Annotated in this window: 22 protein-coding genes; 13 read left to right on the plus strand and 9 right to left on the minus strand. The window is 66.2% G+C overall.

Going from position 1 to position 17,862, the window contains the following annotated elements; all coding sequences use genetic code 11:
- Positions 1–148 (plus strand): SDR family oxidoreductase (locus IVB32_RS09735; RefSeq protein WP_247410435.1); only part of this gene is annotated, 148 nt, incomplete at its 5' end.
- 177 nt (positions 149–325) lie between these two features.
- Positions 326–508: a hypothetical protein gene (locus IVB32_RS09740; protein WP_018458328.1), complete on the plus strand. Its 183-nt coding sequence runs from the start codon at positions 326–328 to the stop codon at positions 506–508.
- A gap of 70 nt (positions 509–578) precedes the next feature.
- Here the strand turns inward: IVB32_RS09740 and IVB32_RS09745 are convergent, their stop codons facing one another.
- Positions 579–1,187, minus strand: a complete 609-nt coding sequence (locus IVB32_RS09745) for an FMN-dependent NADH-azoreductase (RefSeq protein WP_018458327.1) — start codon at positions 1,185–1,187, stop codon at positions 579–581.
- A gap of 83 nt (positions 1,188–1,270) precedes the next feature.
- Between IVB32_RS09745 and IVB32_RS09750 the strand changes: the two genes are divergently transcribed.
- Positions 1,271–1,681, plus strand: a complete 411-nt coding sequence (locus IVB32_RS09750; protein WP_018458326.1) for a helix-turn-helix domain-containing protein — start codon at positions 1,271–1,273, stop codon at positions 1,679–1,681.
- Here IVB32_RS09750 and dprA read toward each other — a convergent pair.
- Entirely contained in the window at positions 1,678–2,820 is a 1,143-nt protein-coding gene (gene dprA / locus IVB32_RS09755; protein ID WP_247410262.1) for a DNA-processing protein DprA, read from the minus strand. The two genes, IVB32_RS09750 and dprA, sit on opposite strands and share 4 nt — an antisense overlap.
- A gap of 90 nt (positions 2,821–2,910) precedes the next feature.
- Here dprA and IVB32_RS09760 point away from each other — a divergent pair, with 90 nt between their 5' ends.
- Complete coding sequence (locus IVB32_RS09760) at positions 2,911–4,155, plus strand: amidase (protein ID WP_018458324.1); 1,245 nt, start codon at positions 2,911–2,913, stop codon at positions 4,153–4,155.
- Here IVB32_RS09760 and IVB32_RS09765 read toward each other — a convergent pair.
- The 4 genes from IVB32_RS09765 to IVB32_RS09780 form a co-directional block, all read right to left on the minus strand.
- Positions 4,147–5,358 (minus strand): patatin-like phospholipase family protein, encoded by a 1,212-nt coding sequence (locus IVB32_RS09765; RefSeq protein WP_026233553.1) that lies wholly within the window; start codon positions 5,356–5,358, stop codon positions 4,147–4,149. The two genes, IVB32_RS09760 and IVB32_RS09765, sit on opposite strands and share 9 nt — an antisense overlap.
- A gap of 145 nt (positions 5,359–5,503) precedes the next feature.
- Positions 5,504–6,100 (minus strand): glycerol-3-phosphate 1-O-acyltransferase PlsY, encoded by a 597-nt coding sequence (plsY, locus tag IVB32_RS09770; protein WP_018458322.1) that lies wholly within the window; start codon positions 6,098–6,100, stop codon positions 5,504–5,506.
- A 32-nt stretch (positions 6,101–6,132) separates the two neighbouring features.
- A complete protein-coding gene (locus tag IVB32_RS09775; protein WP_018458321.1) occupies positions 6,133–7,440 on the minus strand; it encodes a dihydroorotase in 1,308 nt (435 codons plus the stop codon).
- The gene (locus tag IVB32_RS09780) at positions 7,440–8,387 is read right to left on the minus strand and encodes an aspartate carbamoyltransferase catalytic subunit (protein WP_007603315.1); all 948 of its coding nucleotides are present in this window, start codon (positions 8,385–8,387) and stop codon (positions 7,440–7,442) included. The genes IVB32_RS09775 and IVB32_RS09780 overlap by 1 nt, the downstream gene beginning before the upstream one ends.
- 226 nt (positions 8,388–8,613) lie before the next feature.
- On the opposite strand from IVB32_RS09780, the gene IVB32_RS09785 reads away from it, so the two are divergent.
- The 3 genes from IVB32_RS09785 to IVB32_RS09795 are packed head-to-tail and all read left to right on the plus strand — an operon-like array spanning position 8,614 to position 11,836.
- Positions 8,614–9,384, plus strand: coding sequence for a M15 family metallopeptidase (locus tag IVB32_RS09785; protein WP_247369736.1), 771 nt, complete (start codon positions 8,614–8,616; stop codon positions 9,382–9,384).
- Positions 9,385–9,404: 20 nt separating this feature from the next.
- A complete protein-coding gene (locus IVB32_RS09790; protein WP_247410264.1) occupies positions 9,405–11,048 on the plus strand; it encodes an acyl-CoA dehydrogenase family protein in 1,644 nt (547 codons plus the stop codon).
- A gap of 23 nt (positions 11,049–11,071) precedes the next feature.
- Positions 11,072–11,836, plus strand: coding sequence for a type II CAAX endopeptidase family protein (locus IVB32_RS09795; protein ID WP_018458318.1), 765 nt, complete (start codon positions 11,072–11,074; stop codon positions 11,834–11,836).
- Here IVB32_RS09795 and IVB32_RS09800 read toward each other — a convergent pair.
- Both IVB32_RS09800 and ruvX read right to left on the minus strand, forming a co-directional pair.
- A complete protein-coding gene (locus IVB32_RS09800) occupies positions 11,833–12,756 on the minus strand; it encodes an AEC family transporter (protein WP_247369740.1) in 924 nt (307 codons plus the stop codon). The two genes, IVB32_RS09795 and IVB32_RS09800, sit on opposite strands and share 4 nt — an antisense overlap.
- 3 nt (positions 12,757–12,759) lie before the next feature.
- Positions 12,760–13,251 carry a Holliday junction resolvase RuvX gene (gene ruvX / locus IVB32_RS09805; protein WP_007603328.1) on the minus strand — a complete coding sequence of 164 codons (492 nt, stop codon included), beginning with the start codon at positions 13,249–13,251 and terminating at the stop codon, positions 12,760–12,762.
- Positions 13,252–13,297: 46 nt separating this feature from the next.
- Between ruvX and IVB32_RS09810 the strand changes: the two genes are divergently transcribed.
- Complete coding sequence (locus tag IVB32_RS09810) at positions 13,298–13,513, plus strand: hypothetical protein (RefSeq protein ID WP_085357370.1); 216 nt, start codon at positions 13,298–13,300, stop codon at positions 13,511–13,513.
- On the opposite strand, the gene IVB32_RS09815 is transcribed toward IVB32_RS09810, so the two are convergent.
- Entirely contained in the window at positions 13,500–14,390 is an 891-nt protein-coding gene (locus IVB32_RS09815; RefSeq protein WP_247384535.1) for a LysR family transcriptional regulator, read from the minus strand. The genes IVB32_RS09810 and IVB32_RS09815 overlap by 14 nt on opposite strands.
- Positions 14,391–14,485: 95 nt before the next feature.
- On the opposite strand from IVB32_RS09815, the gene IVB32_RS09820 reads away from it, so the two are divergent.
- From IVB32_RS09820 to IVB32_RS09840, 5 genes are all read left to right on the plus strand, one after another.
- Positions 14,486–15,460 carry a nitronate monooxygenase gene (locus IVB32_RS09820; protein WP_247384538.1) on the plus strand — a complete coding sequence of 325 codons (975 nt, stop codon included), beginning with the start codon at positions 14,486–14,488 and terminating at the stop codon, positions 15,458–15,460.
- A gap of 17 nt (positions 15,461–15,477) precedes the next feature.
- Complete coding sequence (locus tag IVB32_RS09825) at positions 15,478–16,554, plus strand: nitronate monooxygenase family protein (protein ID WP_085351413.1); 1,077 nt, start codon at positions 15,478–15,480, stop codon at positions 16,552–16,554.
- Positions 16,555–16,733: 179 nt separating this feature from the next.
- Positions 16,734–17,021: an Asp-tRNA(Asn)/Glu-tRNA(Gln) amidotransferase subunit GatC gene (gene gatC, locus IVB32_RS09830; protein WP_195804127.1), complete on the plus strand. Its 288-nt coding sequence runs from the start codon at positions 16,734–16,736 to the stop codon at positions 17,019–17,021.
- Between the two features lie 79 nt (positions 17,022–17,100).
- On the plus strand, positions 17,101–17,313 hold the full coding sequence (locus IVB32_RS09835) for a hypothetical protein (protein WP_247410266.1): 213 nt from the start codon (positions 17,101–17,103) through the stop codon (positions 17,311–17,313).
- On the plus strand, positions 17,310–17,862 hold a 553-nt coding region (locus IVB32_RS09840; protein ID WP_247410268.1), incomplete at its 3' end, for an amidase. The genes IVB32_RS09835 and IVB32_RS09840, both read left to right, overlap by 4 nt.

The following is a 17,862-nucleotide window of genomic DNA, read 5'->3' on the forward strand; positions in this document are numbered from 1 at the left end:
GCTGGGGCGCATTGGTGAAACAGATCACGTCGCCAAGACGGTGCTGTTCCTCGCCTCCGACGATTCCGCGCATGTGCAAGGCCAGGAAATCTTCGTCGACGGCGGCGCGGCTGCCTCTCCGAGCGGCGCGCCGATCTATCGCGGCTGATCAATCTTGGTGCAAATTGAATCGGTCGGCGCAGCGGCGAGCGGTTGCGCCGGCCGGTTCCCACGTCTCGCGAGCTGTATTTTCTGAACGTTGCGGGAGGCATTGAACCTTCGCTTGCGCTGCCAAGACACTTTTACGGGCAGGGGGTCACGAAGACTCATTTCAAGGGAGCCCGATATGCCAAAGGCAGCTCGTATTATTTCCCCGATTTCAGCACCGCGTATTTACACCGAAAACTCCGCCGTTCCTGCCAAGCGTTCCGACACCTCCGAGTTCGTCGGGGTCGCTCTTTTCTCCGGCATCGGCCTGTTCGTTTCCCTCGTCGCCGTCATCCTGGGCATTCAGGGCGCCTGGTTTTAGCTTCGCCGATCGCGCACCGGTCGATCAGCCGCCGCAAGCGATGTTGCGGCGGCTGATGATGTGCGCGTTGTCAGGCCGCGCGGAGGGCGGTCGCCGCCTCGAGCGCGCTTGCGAGCGACTTCTCGCGATGCTCCGGCCCGACCTGGATTCCGTCGGCGCTGATGAATTCGGGATGATGAATCCCCATGAAACCGAACACGCCACGCAGATAGCTTTCGAGGTGCTCCAGCGACGCGGCGGGCGAGCCCGCGCCGTAATAGCCCCCGCGCGAAACCGCGAAGATTACGCGCTTGCCGCCGGCAAGGCCCTGCGGGCCGTTGGCCCCATAGCTGAACGTCTTCCCCGCCACCAGGACCCGGTCGATCCAGGCCTTGAGCTGGCTCGGAATGGTGAAATTGTACATGGGCGCGCCGATCACGACGATGTCGGCGGCAAGAAACTCGTCCAGCGCGGCCTTGCTGGCGGCGAGATCGGGGCCGAGCTCCGCCGGCGCAGGCGCGCCTTGCGCGGCCGCCAGATGCGAGCCGGAGAGATGGGCGAGCGGGCTCTGCGTCAGGTCGCGATAGACGATGTCGAGCGATGGCGTCGCCTGCCTGAGACGGTCGACGATGGCGGCGGAGACTTGCCGGGAAACGGAGTGGGGGCCGAGCACGCTGGAGTCGATGTGGAGGAGTTTCATTCGGGATCACCCTGGTATAAGTTTGTAACCAGAGCTACATGAGTGACTATCGAAATCCCCGCAAGAACGCACCTTTTTGAGCCATGGGCACATCCCTGAAACCTGCGCACATCGATTTGCCCGCCTCACCAAGGCCGGATCCCAACCATGCGGACTGCCGCGGCGTCGCCTCGATCCTCGCGCGCGTCGGCGACAAATGGAGCGTGTTCGTCATCATGATGCTAAGTGACGGGCCCAAGCGCTTTAACGAGCTCAAGCGCATGATCAATGGCATTTCGCAGCGGATGCTGACCTTGACGCTGCGCGGGCTCGAGCGTGACGGCCTGGTCACACGCACGATCTTCCCGACCATTCCGCCGCGGGTGGATTACGAGCTGACCGATCTCGGCCGGGGACTGCAGCAGCCGGTAAAGGCACTCGGCGAATGGGCGATCACGCATCAGCAGCAGATCGCCGCGGCGCGTACGCGCTTCGACGAGCGGACCACTCCTTAAAGCAGCGAGACCAAGCCACCGCCGTGGCGTTCGAGCCGGCCGGCGAGCTCGAGTTCCAAGAGCACGGTACGCACGATGGCCGGCGAGGCGCCGGACATCCGCACGAGATCGTCAATCGTGACAGGGGCAGGGCCGAGCAGGCCGGTGATCTGGTCGCGGTCGTGCCCTTGAGGATCGCTCTCGAACGGCTCGCTGTCGGGCTCGCGCGCGGTACGCATCAGCGGCCGCTCCATGATCGGTGCGACCGCGTTGACGACGTCGGCGGCTTCGGTGACGAGCGTCGCGCCCTGCTTGATCAGATCGTTGGTGCCGGCGGCGCGCGGGTCGAGCGGCGAGCCCGGCACGGCGAACACTTCGCGACCCTGTTCGGCGGCCATGCGCGCGGTGATCAGCGAGCCCGAGCGGTGCGCCGCCTCCACCACGACCACGCCGAGCGCGGCGCCCGGGATCAGCCGGTTGCGGCGGGGGAAGTCGCGGGCGCGCGGCTCGTGGCCGAGCGGCATCTCGGAGATCGTGCTACCCTTGCGGTCGAGGATCGAGGCCAGCAAATCGCCATGCTCCGGCGGATAGATGCAGTCATGGCCGCCGGCGAGCACGGCGATGGTGCCGCTCTCGACGCTGGCGCGGTGTGCGGCCTGGTCGACCCCGCGGGCAAGGCCGGAGATGACGACGAAGCCGGCTTCGCCGAGTTCGCGGGCGAGCTGACCGGCGAATTTCAAGCCTGCACCGGAGGCATTGCGCGAACCGACGATCGCAATCATCGGCCGCATCAGCGTTGCATGGTCGCCGCGCACGGCGAGCAGCGGCGGCGCATCGTCGAGTGTTGCCAGGCGTGCCGGATAACCGTCCTCGCCGGGCGCGAGCCAGGTGATGCCGAACTTGCGGCTCGCGGCGAGCTCGGCTTTCGCCTCGTCGGCGCTACAGATGCGCGCCGATCGCTGCGCACCGCCGCGGCGTGCCAGATCCGGCAGCCGCTCCAGCGCCGCGCGCGCCGTGCCGAAATGATCGACCAGCGACCGGAACGTGCGCGGCCCGACATTGTCGGACCGGATCAGCCGCAGGCGGTCGATCCTGTCGGCTTCGGTCAGCTCTACACTTGGATTGATGGCGTCCACGGCGGCTCCTTGCAGGGACAGCATGGAACAACCTGAAGGCGTGGGCAACAGCGACGTGCGCTTGCGCGACCTTGCCCCCATGCTAAAAGCGATCCCAATAAGAAGGGTATTGCCATGATCTCACTCGCCGACCTTCAGCGCCGCATCGAAGCGGGCGAGCTTTCGCCCGAGGCCGCCATCGCGCAATCGCATGCAGCCATCGAGGCGCGGGAGAAGGAGGTCCACGCCTTCGTCCGTTACGACAGCTCGGCGAAGGCGCAAGGCGCCGGGCCGCTGCGCGGCATCGCGGTCGGGATCAAGGACATCATCGACACCGCCGATTTTCCGACCGAGATGGGATCATCGATCTATCGCGGCTGGCAGCCGCGCGCGGACGCGCCTGTGGTGATGATGCTGAAGCGGGCGGGCGCCACCATCATCGGCAAGACCACGACCACGGCATTCGCCTCGCGCGATCCGACCCCGACGCTCAATCCGCATAACCTCGGGCATACGCCGGGCGGCTCGTCCTCGGGCTCGGCCGCGGCCGTCGGTGCCGGCATGATCCCGCTGGCGCTGGGTACCCAGACCGGCGGCTCGGTGATCCGGCCCGCCGCCTATTGCGGCACCGCCGCGATTAAGCCGTCGTTCCGCATGCTGCCGACGGTCGGCGTCAAATGCTATTCGTGGGCGCTCGACACCGTCGGTCTGTTCGGCGCCCGCGCGGAAGATCTCGCGCGCGGACTGCTGGCAATAACCGGCCGCACCGAATTCGCCGGCATCGTCCCGGCGAAGGCGCCGCGCATCGGCGTTATCAGGCAGGAGTTTGCCGGCGCCGTGGAGCCGGCCGCCGAGGAGGGGCTGCAGGCCGCGATCAAGGCGGCGACGCGGGCTGGCGCCAGCGTGCAGACCATCGATCTGCCGCAGGCGGTGCAGGAGGCCTGGCGCATCCACCCGATCATCCAGGACTTCGAGGCGCATCGCGCGCTCGCCTGGGAATTTTCCGAACGCCACGATGAGATCGCGCCGATGCTGCGCGCCAGTCTCGATGCGACGGTCGGTCTCACACCCAAGGACTATGACGACGCGCGCCGGATCAGCCGCCGCGGACGCCGCGAGATCGGCGAATTGTTCGAGCGGTTCGACGTGCTGCTGACCTATTCGGCGCCGGGCACGCCGCCAGCCAAGGAGCTCGCGAGCACCGGCGACCCCCGCTACAACAGGCTCTGGACGCTGATGGGCAACCCTTGCGTCAACGTGCCCGTGCTGAAAGCCAATGGCCTCCCGATCGGCGTGCAGGTGATCGCGCGCTTCGGCAACGACGCCCATGCGCTGGCGACGGCGTGGTTCCTGGAGCAGGCGCTGGCGAAATCAGGCTAGCGCAGGTTCGAGAGCGACGATGCGCTGGCCGGATGCGGCCGGCGCTGCGCTGTGATCTGGACCTTGCTTGAGCCAGCGCCCGGCAGCCTCGCGGCCGCTCCGGTGCAGCGCGCGAATGAAGCCGCGGCCGAGATCGGTCGATGAGCGCTGCGCCAGGCCGTCGACGAAATCTTCCGCGGCGATCCTGGAGAGCCGCAACGACGATGCGGCCTGCGATTGCGCCCATTCGATCGCGGCGATCTCGGCATTGAGGGCGGCGTTGGCCGCGATCTGATCCAGCCTGCGGTCGATCGCGGCGAGCGTGATCGGCACGTAGCTGTCGCGCGCCGGCGTGACCTGGACGAGCAGGATTTCGGTGCTCGTCGTGTCCTGCACGAGCCGCAGCAGGGGGGGATTGCCGCCGAGGCCGCCGTCCCAATAAGCCTCGCCGTCGATCTCGACCGCGCAATGAACCAGCGGTGGACAGGTCGAGGCCAGCGCGACGTCGGCGGTGATCACGTCGTTGCGGAAGATCTGCTGCTGCCCGTCGCGGATCCGGGTCGCCGCGATCAGAAGCTTCGGGCACCGCGGGTCGCGCAAGGCGGAAAAATTGATGTCGCGCGACAGCGCCTGCCGCAGCGGATCGAGATCGAACGGATCGAACTGGCCGGAGCGCAGCGTCGGGCCGAACGCGACCGAGCTTCCCGCCGGCGAGAAGCCGCCGATCAGCATCAGCGATCGGAACGAGGCTTCGTGCATCAGCCGGATCCAGAAGCGGTTCAGCCGCGCGCGCGCGCCTTCGCGGCCACCCTCGGCGAAACCGGAGGCGAGCAGCAGCGCGTTGATGGCGCCGGCGCTGGCGCCGCTGATGGTGTCGATCGCGATGGATGGCTCTTCCAGCAGCCGCTCCAGCACGCCCCAGGTGAACGCGGCGAAGGTGCCGCCGCCCTGGAGGGCCAGCGACAATTTTCGCGGCGGCCATTGCCGCGGCGTCCGATCGTGCGTGACGGGCGCTGCGACAGCTACAATTTCGACTGGTGTCCGCGCTTCCACGATCGGATCGGGCTCGCGCGGTGGAGGCGGGACGGAAGCAGGCGCTGGAGCGACAAGCGGCGAGGGCGCACTAGACCAGATGTCCGTCGTCGAGAGCAGCCGGCTTGCCGCGGTGCAAGCAGCACCTCGCAAATCGCCATCGTCTTGCGCGCTGACAATCTTCTCGCTCATTCTGAGCAACCGCGTAGAGCTATGCCCATGATCAGGGCCGAGCCAGGAACCCGTTCGTCCATACAGCCGTGATTCGGCTGCAAGTTGCGAACACCATTTGCGATATAATGCAGAAGGGGTGCCGCGGTATCCGTGGATTCCCGGCTTATGCCTTCTCGCCGATCCGGCTTTCCTTGCCCGATTGCAGCCGCTTGATGTTCTCGCGATGGGCGTAGAACAGCAGCAGCGTCAGCACCGCGGCCATCGCTGCTAGTGCGAGATGGCCGAACCACCACAGGAACAGCGGCGTGATAAAGGACGCCACCAGCGCAGAGAGCGAGGAATAGCGGGTGGTGAAGGCGGTCGCGAGCCATAGCAGGCAGAACACCAGCGCGGCCGGCCAGAACAGCCCGAGCAGAATGCCGATATAGACGGCGACACCCTTGCCGCCGCGGAACTTGAGCCAGACCGGGAAAAGATGGCCGAGGAAGGCGCCGAGCCCGGCCAGCATCGCGGCGTTGGGACCGGCGATGTAGCCGGCGATCACCACCGCCACGGTGCCCTTGAGCGCGTCGAGCAGCAGGGTCGCCGCGGCCAGACTCTTCCGTCCGGTGCGCAGCACATTGGTGGCGCCGATACTGCCCGAGCCGATCGAGCGAATATCCTGCGTGCCGGCGAGCCTGGTCAGGATCAGTCCGAACGGAATCGAGCCGAGCAGGTAGCCGATGACGAAAGCGACCGGCAGAAACAGTTCAAGCGCCATGTCTGCAAATTCCCTGGCTGCAGCTCCGCACGTCAGACATGCTCGTACACTGTCCGTCCGCCGACAATGGTGCGCACCACGCGGCCTGTAAAGCGGGCCTCGTCGAACGGCGTGTTCTTGCAGGGCGATTTGAGGTCGGCGGGATCGACCACCCAGGGCACATCGGGGTCGATCACGATGACGTCGGCGGGGCTGCCCGTGCGCAGGGTTCCGCCAGGCAATCCCAAAATCTCGGCCGGCCGGGTCGACATCGCCCGGATCAGCGTCTTGAGGTCCAATTCGTCATTGTGCACGAGGCGCAGGCCCGCCGGGAGCATGGTCTCCAGCCCGATGGCGCCGGGGGCTGCTTCTGCGAAAGGCAGGCGCTTGACCTCGACGTCCTGCGGGTTGTGGTCGGACATGATGACGTCGACGAGGCCGGAGGCGACGGCGGCGACCAGCGCGCGGCGGTCGTCCTCGGTGCGCAGCGGCGGCGACAGCTTCAGGAACGAACGGTAAGGGCCGATGTCGTTCTCGTTCAGCGCAAGGTGGTTGATCGAGGCTGAGGCCGTCACGGCGAGGCCGGCGTCGCGGGCGCGCTTGAGCACGTCGAGCGACTCGATGCAGGTCAGCGACGCCGCGTGATAGCGGCCGCCGGTGAGCGCGACCAGGCGCATGTCGCGCTCCAGCATCACGGCTTCCGCCGCGTTCGGGATGCCCATCAGGCCGAGCCGCGAGGCGAACTCGCCCTCGTTCATCACGCCTTCGCCGACGAGATCGCGGTCCTCGGTGTAGTGCACGATCAGCGCGTCGAAATCGCGCGCGTAGGTCAGCGCGCGGCGCATCACCTGCGCATTGCTCACGCTCTTGTCGCAGTCGCTGAAGGCGATCGCGCCTGCTGCCTTGAGGAGGCCGAACTCGGTCATCTCCTCGCCGTGCATTCCCTTGGTCAGCGCCGCCATCGGCTGGATGTTGACGATCGCGGTGTCACGGGCGCGACGCATCACGAAGTCGACGGTCGCCGAGTTGTCGATCACCGGCAGGGTATCGGGCTGGCAGATGATGGTGGTGATGCCGCCGGTCGCAGCCGCCTGGCTCGCGGACGCAAAGGTCTCGCGATGGCTGAAGCCCGGCTCGCCGACGAAGGCGCGCATGTCGATCAGGCCGGGTGCGACGATCTTGCCGGCGCAGTTGACGACGTCGGTGCCCTCGGGGACGCCGGCAGCGCCAATGCCGCGGCGGGTCTCCCGGATGATGCCGTCGGCAATCAGGACATCGCCGGGGCCATCGAAATCCCTGCTGGGGTCGACGACGCGGGCATTGGCAAGCAGGATGGGTCGGCGGTCGGTCAACATGAGCATCACGCGTTCGGCAGGTTGCGGGCGAGCGCTTCCAGCACCGCCATGCGCACGGCCACGCCCATCTCCACCTGTTCGCGGATCAGGGACTGCGCGCCGTCCGCGACCGCGGTGTCGATTTCGACGCCGCGGTTCATGGGGCCGGGATGCATGACAAGGGCGTCTGGCTTGGCGTAGGCGAGCTTCTTCTGGTCCAGCCCGAAATAATGGAAATACTCGGAGGTCGACGGCACGAAGGAGCCGTTCATGCGCTCGCGCTGGAGCCGCAACATCATGACGATGTCGGCGCCGTTGAGCCCCTCGCGCATGTCGCGCGCGACCTCGACGCCCATCCGCTCGATGCCGGGCGGCAGCAGTGTGGAGGGGCCGACGACGCGGACGCGGGCGCCCATCGCGTTGAGCAGGATGATGTTGGAGCGGGCCACGCGCGAATGCAGCACGTCGCCGCAGATCGCGACCACGAGGCCCTCGAGCCGGCCCTTGTTGCGGCGAATGGTCAGCGCGTCGAGCAGGGCTTGTGTCGGATGCTCATGCGCGCCGTCGCCGGCATTGATCACGGAACCGTCGACCTTGCGGGCCAGCAGTTCCACCGCGCCGGAGGCGTGATGGCGCACCACCAGGATATCCGGATGCATGGCGTTGAGCGTCATGGCGGTGTCGACCAGCGTCTCGCCCTTTTTGATGGACGAGGAGGACACCGACATGTTCATGACGTCGGCGCCCAGCCGTTTGCCGGCGAGCTCGAACGAGGATTGGGTCCGGGTGGACGCCTCGAAGAAGAGGTTCACCTGGGTCCGTCCACGCAGGACGGTGCGCTTCTTGTCAACCTGGCGGTTGAGCTCGACATATTCTTCGGACAGGTCGAGGAGGCCGGTGATGTCGGCCGCGGAAAGGCCCTCGATGCCCAGCAAATGCCGGTGGCCGAGGACGAAGGTCGATTTCGATGTCATTAAAGCGAGAGCTATAGGCGGGGATGGCCGGGGGGGCAAGGGCCAAAGCCCGGGCGGGGAGTTATCCCCCGATCTGTCGGTCTTATCGCTGGCGTGAGCTGTCCCCGTCTTCTCCGTCATGCCCGGGCAGAAGCGCGAAGCGCGTCTTCGCGCTAGACGTCCCGGGCATCCACGTTCTTAAGGTGCTGTCGCAGAAAAGGCGTGGATGGCCGGGACAAGCCCGGCCATGACGAAGGGGAGATTTCCGCTGAAAACAACTCTAACAGCGCTCTTGGTCGCGGCTTTTGTTTCCGGGGCCCACGCCCAATCGCTTCCCGGCGGTTTCGTCTATTTGCACGACATCGAGCCCAGCATCATCCAGGACATCCGCTACGCCACCTCGAACAATTTCGTCGGCCGTCCGCTCGCCGGCTACGGGGCCGGCGAGTGCGTGGTGAAGCGGGAGGTTGGGCTGCGGCTGAAGGCGGTCCAGCAGGAACTGGCGGCGCAAAATCTCTCACTGAAAATGTTCGACTGCTACCGGCCGGCGCGGGCCTCGCTCGACATGGTCAGGTGGTCGCAGAACGGCCACGAGACGGCCGCCGAGCGGCGCTACAATCCCAAAATTCCCAAGACCGAGCTGTTCCGCCTCGGCTACATCGCAAGCCGCTCGCAGCATTCGACGGGCGCAGCGCTCGATCTCACGCTGGTCGATCTCAACGCCGACAATTCAGGCAAATACGACCCGTCAAAGACCTACGCGGACTGCACGGCACCGGTCGAGGCGCGATTGCCGGAGGGCAGCGTCGACATGGGCACCGGCTATGACTGCACCGACGTGAAAGGGCATACCGCCGCACCAACGATCAGTCCGGATCAGCGCGCCTGGCGCAAGCGGCTGGTGGCTGCGATGGCAAGGCAAGGCTTTGTGAACTATGCAAAGGAGTGGTGGCACTTTTCGCTGCCGGGAGCGGGCGGTGCGGCCTATGATTTCCCGATCCAGCCGCGGCGGAACTGATTCCGCGCCGAGGACACGAGATGACCCAGCCCAGCTTCGCGACCCACGAGGTCTTCAACCAGTCGCCGCCGTTCGAGGACGTCGATCTGTTCGCCGCGGACCAGCCGCTGGTCGCGGCGGTCAGGGCCAATGGCGCTGCGGCGGCGGAACCGGAGCTCTCGGAGTTCGGCAAGCATTGGGGCTCGGCTGCGATGGTCGATCGGGGGCGCGTCGCGAACGAGAACACGCCGAAGCTGCGCACCTTCGATGCCAAGGGCAATCGGCGCGACCAGGTCGAGTTTCATCCGGCCTATCACGAGCTGATGGCTCACAGCGCCCGTGCCGGCGTGCACAATTCGACTTGGACTGCGGATGGAAGACCCGCGGGTGATGCCGCAGAGGTCATCCGCGCGGCAAAAATCTACATGGTCTCGCAGGTCGAGACCGGCCATCTCTGCCCGATCACGATGACGCGCGCCTCCGTTGCGGCGCTGGCGATGCAGCCTGATCTGCGCGCCAAGGTCATGCCGGTGCTGTCGACGAAAAGCTACGATCCCAGCTTCGCGCCGTGGTGGGAGAAGCGCGGTATGACGCTCGGCATGGGCATGACCGAGAAGCAGGGCGGTACCGACGTGCGCGCCAACATGACGCGCGCGGTGCGCGAGGGAGGCGCCTACCGTATCACCGGCCACAAATGGTTCATGTCGGCGCCGATGTGCGACGCCTTCCTGGTGCTGGCGCAGGCGGACCAGGGACTGACCTGTTTCTTCATGCCGCGCTTCGCGCCGGATGGTTCGGTGAACGCGATCCAGTTCCAGCGGCTGAAGGACAAGCTCGGCAACCGCTCCAACGCGTCGTCCGAGGTTGAGTTCGTCGGTGCCTATGCGGAAGCCGTCGGCGATGAGGGCAAGGGCATCCGTACCATCATCCAGATGGTGCAAATGACGCGGCAGGATTGCGCGATCGCCTCGGTCGGCCTGATGCGCTCGGGGCTCGCCCACGCGCTGCATCACACCCGGCACCGCAGCGTGTTCCAGAAACATCTCGCCGATCAGCCGCTGATGCAGGCGGTACTCTCGGACATGGCGCTGCATGTGGAGGCGAGCACGGCTGTGGTGATGCGGCTCTGCCGCGCCTTCGATCGGACGCCGCTCGATCCGGCGGAGGCCGCCTACATGCGGCTGCTGACGCCTGCGATCAAATACTGGACCTGCAAGAGCGCGCCGCCGTTTCTCTACGAAGCCATGGAATGCCTCGGCGGCAACGGCTATGTCGAGGACGGCATTCTGGCGCGGCACTACCGGGAGTCGCCGGTCAATGCGATCTGGGAGGGCTCGGGCAACGTCATGTGTCTCGACGTGCTGCGCGCGCTCTCGCGCGAGCCGGAGGCAGCGATGTCGGTCCTGCAAGCGCTTGCTGCCGAGACCAAAGGTCTGCCAGGGGCAGGCGAGACGGCGGGATTCATCGGCAAGACCTTCGGCCGCCCGGACGGCGAGCGCGTAGCGCGCCTTGCGGTCGAGAAGCTGGCGCTGCTTGCGGCCGCCGCCGCGCTCAACGGCGTGTCACCGCGTCAAGCAGAACTGTTCGCCGCCACGCGCCTCGCCACGAACCACGCCAGCATGTACGGCGCGGTCGAGCTCGAGAGCGGCGACGTGCGCACGCTGCTGGAGCGGGCGCTGCCGTGAGCCTGCCAAACGAAAGCCTCCTGATGGACTCCCTCAATCCCGATCTGCCGCCGCTCACCGAGACGCCGGCGCCGCCGCGAGTCTGGAAGTTCTGGGGCACGGCGCTGTGGGGCATCGCCATCTTCGCAGCCATGTTCGTCGGGCAGATCGGGGCCATCGTCTATCTGGTCTGGGTCGCCCGTGACCCAATCGACCTCGCATCGATGCAGCACATCGGTCGCGAGCCGGCGTCGCTCGCGTTTTCGGTCACGATGGGCCTGCCGGCGACGCTGGCCGCCGTGTGGCTGGCCATCCGCATCAAGAAGGCCTCCTTCGTCGACTATCTCGCGTTCTATTGGCCGTCCTGGAAGCAACTCCTGTTCGGCGCGGTCGGGCTGATCCTGATCGTGGTCGCCTGGGAGACGATGTCGCGGAGTCTGGGCCGCGAGGCGACGCCGGGCTTCATGACCGACCTGTTGAAATCCGGTCGCGACAAGGGCGCGGCGCTGATGCTGCTGTTCGCCTTCAGCGTGGCAGCGCCGATGTCCGAAGAGGTCCTCGCCCGCGGCTTTCTGTTTCGCGGCTGGTCTGCGAGCTTCCTGCGCGTGCCCGGCGCCATCATCCTGTCGTCGCTGGTGTGGACGGTCGTGCATCTGCAATACGACCTGTACTTCCTCGCCGAGGTCTTCTCCATCGGCCTGTGGTTCGGCTACATGCGCTACCGCAGCAGCTCGCTCTGGCTCACGATCGTGCTGCACGCGCTGAACAATCTGACGGCGGTGGTGCTGACGATGTGGCTGGGGAGTTAGGCCACCAGCGCGATCGCGATCGGCATCGTGATCGCCGCCAAAATCGTCTGCAGCGTGATGATCTGCGCCAGCAGCGGGGCATCGCCGCCCATCTGGCGGGCCAGCACATAGGCGCTGGTGGAGGTCGGCACCGCGGCGCAGATCGCGACGATCGCGAGGCTGTCGCCGGATAGTCCGAACCAGACGGCGAGCACCAGCGCGACCGCGGGCATCAGCACCAGCTTGAACACCACGCCGATAGCCGCGCCCGCGCTGGGACGGAGCAGGCCTTCAAGATGCAGTCCGGCGCCGGTGACGAGCAGGCCGATGGCGAGCGAGGAGCGGCCGAGTGCGTCCGCCACCTCATGCCAGATCTTCGGCAACGGCAGGTGGATGACGTTGACGACGAGCCCGATCACGCAGGCCCAGATCAGGGGATTGCGGACAACCGTCATGACAACGGTGCGCGCGGATTGCTTCTTCGGCGCTGCGTAGTGCGCGAGCACCGCGACGCTGAGGACGTTGACCAGCGGAATGATTGCCACCATCGCGACGGAGGCGAGCGCCAGCCCGACCTCGCCGAACATATTGGCGGAGACGGACAGCGCCACATAGGTCTGCCAGCGGATCGCGCCCTGGAAGATCGAGGTGAAGGCGGGGCCGTCGATATCGAGCCGCGACAGGGCGGGGCGGAGCGCGAGGCAGAGCAGCGACATCGCGAGCGCTGACAGCAGCAGCGCGCCGCCGACGCCTGCGACCGGGACCTTGGACAGGTCGGCCTTCACCAGCGTCTGGATCAGCAGCATCGGAAACAGCACGAAATAGGTCAGCCGCTCAAGCCCGTTCCATTGCGTATCGAGCCGCATCAGGGTGCGCTTCAGCACCACGCCGAGCACGATCAGGATAAAGACGGGGAGGAGCGCCGCAATCACGACGGCCATGGATCAGTCAGGCCCCGGGGCTGCGCGCAGATTGGCGAGGCGGTCGAGCGCGCCTTGCAGGATGAAGATCGCGGCGTGCTCGTCGATCACTTCGGCGCGCTTGGCGCGGCTGACATCCATGCCGATCAGCTCGCGCTCGACCGCGGCGGTCGACAGGCGCTCGTCCCAGAGGCCGATGGGCAGCGCGGTCAGACCGGCGAGGTTGCGGGCAAACGCCCGGGTCGATTGCGCGCGCGGGCCCTCGCTGCCGTCCATGTTGATGGGCAGGCCCAGCACGAAGCCGACGGCCTTGCGTTCACTGGCGATCGCGAGCAGCCGGGCGGCATCCTGCTTGAACGCCTTGCGCTGGATCGTTTCGACGCCGGTAGCTAACCGGCGGTCTGGATTGGAGACGGCAACGCCAATTGTCTTGGTGCCGAGATCAAGGCCGACCAACCCGCCGCGTTCGGGCCAGTGGGTTGCAGCATCGACGAGAGGCAGGATAAGAGCCGGCATGGTGTTAGCGCATATCACGCGTCGCGCTACGGAGTGAACCCGGAACATGGATGCGCTGACATTATTCGGCTTGTTCGCCGTGACAGCGATGCTGGTCGCTTACGCCCTGGAAGACCGCAGCCACTGGTTCGTGCTGATGTTCGCAATGGCCTGCGTGCTCGGTTCGGCTTACGGCTTCCTGCAAGGGGCCTGGCCGTTTGGCGTGGTCGAGGCGATCTGGGCCGTCGTGGCGCTGCGGCGCTGGCATCTCAGGCCGCGATGACGTCGTCGTCTTGCTTCAGGCAGGCGGCAAACCCGTTCAGTGCACTGGTTTGATGTCCGGCACGACGCTGGATGAAGAGCGTCTCGACCTGCGCGTGCGAATGGCTCAGCGCGTGGATCGAGACGCTGCCGTTGATCGCACTGCGTTCGACCACGGCGCGCGGCAGCAGTGTCACGCCCATGTCGGCGGCGACACAGCCGATCATGCCGTCGAGCGTGCCGAGTTCGAAGCGTGCGGCTGACGGCCAGCCGAACTCGACAAAGATCTGTTCCAGCCGCTGCCGGTAGGTGCAGCCCGTGCGGAACGTCAGTGCGGTCGGGCCCGAGTCCGGCGTGCCGGCGCGCAGCTCGGCGAGCGTGGCCCAGCGCCGCGCACTGACCAGCACCAGCTCTTCGCGGAACGCGCTTGTCGCGGTGAGATCGGCATGCACGATCGGGCCTGCGACGAAGGCGCCGTCGAGCGTGCCTTCGAGCACGCAGGCGACGAGGTCGGCGGTGGGTGCGGTGCGCAGGCTCAGCCGGACGGCGGGAAAGCGGCGATGAAAATCGGCCAACAGCGGCGGCAGCCGCACCGCCGCGGTCGTTTCCATCGAGCCGATCGCGAGCGGTCCCTTGGGCTCGCCGTCGTCGCAGGCCGCGAGTACGGCCTCGCGCGCTAGTGCGGACATCCGTTGCGCGTAGGGCAAAAGGCGCTTGCCCGCGCCGGTCAGGGTCATGCCGCGGCTATGGCGTTCGAACAGCGGCGTGCCGATCTCGGCTTCCAGTGCCTTCACGCGCTGGGTGACGTTCGACTGCACCGTGTTGAGCTCTTCGGCAGCACGGGTGATGCCCCCGGTCCGGGCGACGGCAGCGAAGGTCTGGATGTCGCTGAGTTCCATAATATCGTTTCTCTTTTGAGATGGTAGCGTTCGTTAGAATTCAATTTTAGAGAATGGTATTCTGGACTAATGTTTGTGTCGAGAGCGGAGGAGCCATGCCGATCACCACGCCGCTGACCCAGCTCCTGGGGATCAAACATCCGATCCTGCTGGCTCCAATGGACACGATCGCCGGCAGCCGGCTGACACGGGCTGTCAGCGAGGCCGGCGGCTTCGGGATCCTGGGTGGTGGCTACGGCGATCAGGAACGGCTCGAGGCCGAGACCAGGCAACTGAGGGGCTTTGCTTCGTTCGGTATCGGCTTCATCACGTGGAGCCTGGCAAGACAGCCAAGACTTCTCGACATCGCACTCGACGCCAATCCGCAAGCGATCATGCTGTCATTCGGCGATCCCGCACCATTTGCAGCGCGCATCAGGGCGTGCGGGGCGCGCTTGATCTGCCAGGTGCAGAGCGAGGACATGGCGAAGCAGGCGCTCGATGCCGGTGCGGACATCCTGATCGCGCAGGGTACCGAAGCCGGCGGTCACGGCGCATTGCGCACAACCGTCGATATCGTACCTGCGATCGTCGATCTCACGGCCGGCCGCGTGCCGGTGGTTGCCGCCGGCGGAATTGCCGATGGTCGCGGGCTCGCCGCGATGATGATGCTGGGCGCCTCCGGCGTGCTGATCGGCACGCGCTTCTATGCGAGCGTGGAGGCCAATGGCGCGGAGGAAGCCAAGCAGCGCATTCGCGACGCTGATCCCAATGACACGGTGCGCGGCGTCATCGTCGACTGGTCGCGCAGCCTGTTCTGGCCGGCCCCGTTCACCGCGCGAACGCTGGTCAATGATCATATCAGGCGCTGGACCGGCCGCGAGGTCGAGCTGATGCAGCGCGCCGCCGAGGTGACCGTCGAATATGCCGCGGCAAGGGCCGCGGGCAATTTCGAGGTCGCCGCGGTCTTTGCCGGCGAGGCCGTCGGCCTGATCCATGATATTCCGTCCGCCGCCGAAATCGTCGAACGGATCGCGACCGAGGCCGAGCAACTGCGAACCGGCCGGCGTAATTCCAGCGCGTCCGCCTAAACTGCGAGAGAACAACCATGTGGCCGAACCGTCGATTGATCGATCTCTTCAAGACCGAATTCCCGATCGTGCTGGCGCCGATGGCCGGCGTGATGGACGCGGAGCTGGTGATCGCCGTTGCGCAAGGCGGGGGCCTCGGCTCGCTGCCGAGCGCGATGCTGTCGCCGGAGAAAGCGCGCGAGCAGGTCAACATCATCCGGCAGCGCGTCTCCGCGCCGGTGAACATGAATTTCTTCTGCCACACACCGGTCGAGCTCACGGCCGAGGCGGAGGCGCGCTGGAAGCAGCGCCTCGCGGGCTACTACAATGAGCATGGCCTCGATCCCGCCGCACCCATCAATGCCGCGAACCGCGCGCCGTTCGACGCCGGCTTCTGCGAGGTTGTGGAGGAGCTGAAGCCGGAGATCGTCAGCTTCCATTTCGGTCTGCCCGAGGCCGCGCTGCTCAAGCGGGTCAAGGCGGCAGGATGTCTCGTCATCTCGTCGGCGACCACTGTGAGCGAAGCGGTCTGGCTCGAGCAGCACGGAGCTGATGCCGTCATTGCCCAAGGCGCGGAGGCCGGCGGCCATCGCGGCATGTTCCTGACCGACAAGATCTCGGAACAGCCCGGCACCTTTGCGCTGGTGCCGCAGGTGGTCGACGCGGTGAAGGTCCCAGTGATTGCGGCCGGCGGCGTTGCGGATGGCCGCGGCATTGCAGCCGCCTTCGCGCTCGGCGCGGCCGGCGTGCAGATCGGAAGTGCCTATCTGCGCTGCCCGGAATCCAAGGTCAGTGCGGCGGCCCGTGCGGCGCTCGCCGAGGGACAGGATGATTCCACCGTCATTACCAATGTCATGACCGGGCGGCCGGCGCGCGGCGTTCAGAACCGCCTAATGCGCGAGGCCGGCCCGATTTCGCCGGACGCGCCGCCATTTCCCCATGCCGCAACGGCGCTGGGACCGCTCAAGGCTGCGGCCGAGAAGCAGGGCAGGGTGGATTTCACCAATCTCTGGGCCGGGCAGGCGATCGCCCTGGGCCGCGAGGTCCCGGCAGCTGAACTGACCCGGGATCTCGCCAAATCGGCGCTTGCCCGGATGAAGGCGTTGGGCGGATAGGTCCCTAAAGCGCGATGAGCTTCGGGCGAAGCCTCATCGTGCTTTAGGATCTTGTTTGCGCATGATCTTTTCGGAAAACCCCTTCACACTTTTCCGGATCATGCGCTGGCGCCGGTTGCGGCGCAAAAGCGGCCTCTGCTATACGGCACATAGGTTTTTGCCGTGAGAGGCCTTATATAATGTCCGTCGACGCCGCTACCGTCCGCCGCATCGCGCATCTGGCGCGCATTGCGGTTTCAGAGGGCGAGGTTCCGCATCTGCAGGGCGAGCTCAACGCCATGCTCGCCTTTGTCGAGCAGCTCTCGGAGGTCAATGTCGAGGGCGTGGAGCCCATGACCTCGGTCACCCCGATGCAGATGAAGAAGCGGCGGGATGTGGTCAATGACGGCGAGATCGCCGACGATATCGTTGCCAACGCACCTGCGACCGAAGGCCACTTCTTCCTGGTGCCGAAGGTTGTTGAGTAATTTACGTAGCGTTTTCGAGCGAAGTGGAAGCCGGTTCGCGTAAAGAAAACGCGTCAAAAGAGTCTCAGGACGAAGTCCGATGTGCATGCTTTGCGACGACGAGAAGGCCTATCAGGCTTACATGAACTATCTCGACAAGATGGAGCGGCAGGGCAAGGCTGCCGACCCCAACGTCGCCGTCAATGCCGTGCTCGACGAGATCGAGGCGGCTGCGAAAGCGGCCCCTAAGAAAGACGACCCGGCCAACGACAAATCCCTGTCTCCGTTCTTCTGCAGCCCGATCAATAAATGACCGATTTGACATCGCTGACGCTCGCGGAGGCCCGCAAGGGCCTCGCGGCAAAGACTTTCACGTCCCTCGAGCTGACCGACGCGCATCTGAACGCGATCGAAGCCGCGCGCGTGCTCAATGCTTTCGTCATGGAGACGCCCGACCGCGCGCGCGACATGGCGAAGGCCGTCGACGAGAAGATCGCCAAGGGTGACGCGGGGCCGCTCGCCGGCATTCCGCTCGGGATCAAGGACCTGTTCGCGACCAAGGGCGTGCGCACCACGGCGTGCTCGAAAATCCTCGGCAACTTCGTGCCGACTTACGAGTCCACGATCACCTCGCAGCTGTGGCGCGATGGTGCGGTGATGCTGGGCAAGCTCAACAATGACGAGTTCGCGATGGGCTCGTCGAACGAGACCTCGTGCTTCGGCCCGGTCGGCAATCCCTGGCGGCGTGATGGCTCCAACACGACGCTGGTGCCGGGCGGCTCGTCTGGCGGCTCGGCCTCCGCCGTGGCGGCTCTGCTCTGCATGGGCGCGACCGCGACCGACACCGGCGGCTCGATCCGCC

Origin of the sequence: Bradyrhizobium sp. 23, assembly GCF_023073295.1 — a bacterium.
Classification (GTDB): Bacteria; Pseudomonadota; Alphaproteobacteria; order Rhizobiales; family Xanthobacteraceae; genus Bradyrhizobium; species Bradyrhizobium canariense_D.

Bases quoted from the DNA above. Each gene is read 5' to 3' on its own strand.
- IVB32_RS09740 (WP_018458328.1), top strand. From the start codon at position 326: ATGCCAAAGGCAGCTCGTATTATTTCCCCGATTTCAGCACCGCGTATT.
- IVB32_RS09745 (WP_018458327.1), bottom strand. From the start codon at position 1,187: ATGAAACTCCTCCACATCGACTCCAGCGTGCTCGGCCCCCACTCCGTT.
- IVB32_RS09750 (WP_018458326.1), top strand. From the start codon at position 1,271: ATGGGCACATCCCTGAAACCTGCGCACATCGATTTGCCCGCCTCACCA.
- dprA (WP_247410262.1), bottom strand. From the start codon at position 2,820: ATGCTGTCCCTGCAAGGAGCCGCCGTGGACGCCATCAATCCAAGTGTA.
- IVB32_RS09760 (WP_018458324.1), top strand. From the start codon at position 2,911: ATGATCTCACTCGCCGACCTTCAGCGCCGCATCGAAGCGGGCGAGCTT.
- IVB32_RS09765 (WP_026233553.1), bottom strand. From the start codon at position 5,358: ATGAGCGAGAAGATTGTCAGCGCGCAAGACGATGGCGATTTGCGAGGT.
- plsY (WP_018458322.1), bottom strand. From the start codon at position 6,100: ATGGCGCTTGAACTGTTTCTGCCGGTCGCTTTCGTCATCGGCTACCTG.
- IVB32_RS09775 (WP_018458321.1), bottom strand. From the start codon at position 7,440: ATGCTCATGTTGACCGACCGCCGACCCATCCTGCTTGCCAATGCCCGC.
- IVB32_RS09780 (WP_007603315.1), bottom strand. From the start codon at position 8,387: ATGACATCGAAATCGACCTTCGTCCTCGGCCACCGGCATTTGCTGGGC.
- IVB32_RS09785 (WP_247369736.1), top strand. From the start codon at position 8,614: ATGACGAAGGGGAGATTTCCGCTGAAAACAACTCTAACAGCGCTCTTG.
- IVB32_RS09790 (WP_247410264.1), top strand. From the start codon at position 9,405: ATGACCCAGCCCAGCTTCGCGACCCACGAGGTCTTCAACCAGTCGCCG.
- IVB32_RS09795 (WP_018458318.1), top strand. From the start codon at position 11,072: ATGGACTCCCTCAATCCCGATCTGCCGCCGCTCACCGAGACGCCGGCG.
- IVB32_RS09800 (WP_247369740.1), bottom strand. From the start codon at position 12,756: ATGGCCGTCGTGATTGCGGCGCTCCTCCCCGTCTTTATCCTGATCGTG.
- ruvX (WP_007603328.1), bottom strand. From the start codon at position 13,251: ATGCCGGCTCTTATCCTGCCTCTCGTCGATGCTGCAACCCACTGGCCC.
- IVB32_RS09810 (WP_085357370.1), top strand. From the start codon at position 13,298: ATGGATGCGCTGACATTATTCGGCTTGTTCGCCGTGACAGCGATGCTG.
- IVB32_RS09815 (WP_247384535.1), bottom strand. From the start codon at position 14,390: ATGGAACTCAGCGACATCCAGACCTTCGCTGCCGTCGCCCGGACCGGG.
- IVB32_RS09820 (WP_247384538.1), top strand. From the start codon at position 14,486: ATGCCGATCACCACGCCGCTGACCCAGCTCCTGGGGATCAAACATCCG.
- IVB32_RS09825 (WP_085351413.1), top strand. From the start codon at position 15,478: ATGTGGCCGAACCGTCGATTGATCGATCTCTTCAAGACCGAATTCCCG.
- gatC (WP_195804127.1), top strand. From the start codon at position 16,734: ATGTCCGTCGACGCCGCTACCGTCCGCCGCATCGCGCATCTGGCGCGC.
- IVB32_RS09835 (WP_247410266.1), top strand. From the start codon at position 17,101: ATGTGCATGCTTTGCGACGACGAGAAGGCCTATCAGGCTTACATGAAC.